This window comes from Inquilinus sp. (assembly GCF_057815775.1).
Window position 1 is genome coordinate 1 of record NZ_JBYRFX010000523.1, and the last position, 2,448, is coordinate 2,448.

Consider the following 2,448-nt stretch of genomic DNA (forward strand, 5'->3'; position numbering starts at 1 on the left):
GGTCGGCTCGTCGGCCAGCAGGATGCGCGGGTTGCACAGCAGCGCCATGGCGATCATCACGCGCTGGCGCATGCCGCCCGACAGCTCATGCGGGTACAGCTTCATCCGCTTGGCCGCGTCGGGGATCTTCACCCGGTCCAGCATCCGGGTGGCCTTGTCCCAGGCTTCGCGCTTGCGCATGCCCTGGTGGCGGATCAGCACCTCGGTCAGCTGCGCCCCGATGCGGTGATAGGGGTTCAGCGAGGTCATCGGGTCCTGGAAGATCATGGTCATGGCCGACCCGCGCAGCCGGTCCAGCCCGCGCCGGTCCAGCGCCAGCAGATCCTGGCCCTCGAACCGGATCCGGCCGGTGGCGGTGCCGTTGCCGGCCAAGAGCCCCATGATCGACAGCAGGATCTGGCTCTTGCCCGACCCGCTCTCGCCGACGATGCCCAGCACCTCGCCGCGCCGGACGGTGAAGTCGACGCCGTCGACCGCGGTGGCGGTGCCCCGGCGCATGCGGAAGCGGATGCACAGGTCTTCGACGGACAGGAGGGGATCAGCGTTCATTGGGATCGAAGGCATCACGCAGCCCGTCGGCGACGAAGTTCATGCAGAACAGGGTCAGCGCCAGGGCCAGCCCGGGCAGGATCAGCATGTGCGGGTCGGTCTCGATCTTGGCCTGGCCCTCGCTGATCAGCACGCCCCAGCTGGTCTCCGGCGCCTGGACGCCGAGGCCGAGGAAGCTGAGCAGGGATTCGCTCAGGATCACGTCCGGGATCAGCAGGCTGGAATAGACGATTACCACGCCGATGCAGTTCGGCATGATGTGCTTCAGCACGATCTGCCGCTTGGTCATGCCGCCGGCCCGCGCCGCCTCGATGAACTCACGGTTGCGCAGGGCGATGGCCTGGGCCCGGACGATGCGCGACGGGGTCAGCCACAGCGATAGCACCACGGCAATGATGACGGCGCCGCTGCCGCGCCCCAGCGCCATGCTGATCAGGATGACCTGGAAGATGTAGGGGATGCCGTACAGCACATCGACGATGCGCATCATCACCTGGTCGACGAAGCCGCCCAGGAAGCCGGCGGTGGAGCCCCAGGTGACGCCGATGGCGACCGCGATCAGCGTGGCGACCAGGCCGATGATCAGCGACACCTGGCCGCCGGCCATCATCCGCAGCAGCAGGTCGCGGCCGAGGTCGTCGGTGCCGAAGGGGAAGGCCGACAGCAGGTCCATCGGCGCGTTCATCGCGTCGAAATTGGCGTCGTCCGGGGCGTAGCTGTACAGCAGCGGGCCGCCGAAGCAGAAGATCACGATCAGCACCAGCATCACCAGGCTGGCCAGCGCCGTGCGGTTGGCGCGGAAGCGGCGCAGCGCCTCGCGCAGCGGGCTGACGCCCTCGGCGCCCTGTTCCTCGGGCGCGGCGATTTCCGGGACGGTGGCGTCGGTCATGCCCGCGACCTCGGGTCCAGCAGGGTCTGCGCCACGTCGGTCACCATGTTGAACAGGATGATGCAGCCGCCATAGACCAGGGTGACCCCCATCACCATGGTGTAGTCGCGGCTGATCGCGCTCTCGACGAAATAGCGGCCGATGCCGGGGATGGCGAAGATGGTCTCGATCACCATCGACCCGGTGATCAGCGCCGCGGTGGCGGGGCCGAGATAGGCGATGACAGGGATCATGGCGCCGCGGATGGCGTGGTGGGTCAGCACCCGCCATTCGCCGACGCCCTTGGCCCGGGCGGTGCGGATGTAGTTGCTGCGCAGCGTCTCGATCATCGCGCCGCGGGTCAGGCGCGCGACATAGGCGATGTTCGGCAGGGCCATCGCCACCACCGGCAGCACCATCGACTGCCAGCCGCCGTCCCAGCCGGCCACCGGCAGCAGGCTCAGCATCAGCGCGAACACGATCTGCAGGATCGGCGCCATGACGAAGGTCGGCACCACGATGCCGCCCATGGCCACGGCGCTGACCACGTTGTCCAGCAGGCCGTTGCGGCGCAGCGCCGCGACGACGCCCAGGGTCACGCCGGTGATGGTATACAGCACGGTGGCCCACAGCCCGATCTGCAGCGAGATCGGCAGGCCGTGGCCGATCAGCTGCGTCACCGTGTATTCGCGGTAGTACATCGACTGGCCGAAATCGAGATGCGCGATATCGCCCAGGAAGCGCAGGTACTGCCGCCACAGCGGTTCGTTCAGATGGTACTGCGCCTCCATCCGGGCGATCAGCGCCGGCGGCAGCTTCTTGTCGTCGTCGAACGGTCCGCCGGGGGCGAAGCGGATGACGAAGAAGGTGATGGTCGCCAGCGCGAACAGCGTCGGCACGCTGCCCAGCATGCGGCGGATGACGGAAAAGACCATCGGCCCTGGCTGCTCCCCTGCGATGCTTGTTCTGGCGGAGAGAACCCCCTCCCCCTAACCCCCTCCCGCGAGGGGAGGGGGGACTCAAAACGTTGA

3 protein-coding genes are annotated in these 2,448 nt (G+C 67.9%); all 3 read right to left on the minus strand.

Features of this window, described 5'->3' with window-relative positions:
- Positions 1 to 549 (minus strand): ABC transporter ATP-binding protein (locus AC3XYG_RS18245; RefSeq protein ID WP_489141276.1); only part of this gene is annotated, 549 nt, incomplete at its 3' end.
- A complete protein-coding gene (locus AC3XYG_RS18250; RefSeq protein ID WP_489141277.1) occupies positions 539 to 1,438 on the minus strand; it encodes an ABC transporter permease in 900 nt (299 codons plus the stop codon). The genes AC3XYG_RS18250 and AC3XYG_RS18245, both read right to left, overlap by 11 nt.
- Positions 1,435 to 2,352, minus strand: a complete 918-nt coding sequence (locus AC3XYG_RS18255) for an ABC transporter permease (protein ID WP_489141278.1) — start codon at positions 2,350 to 2,352, stop codon at positions 1,435 to 1,437. Before AC3XYG_RS18255 ends, AC3XYG_RS18250 begins: the two co-directional genes overlap by 4 nt.
- Positions 2,353 to 2,448: the final 96 nt, after the last annotated feature.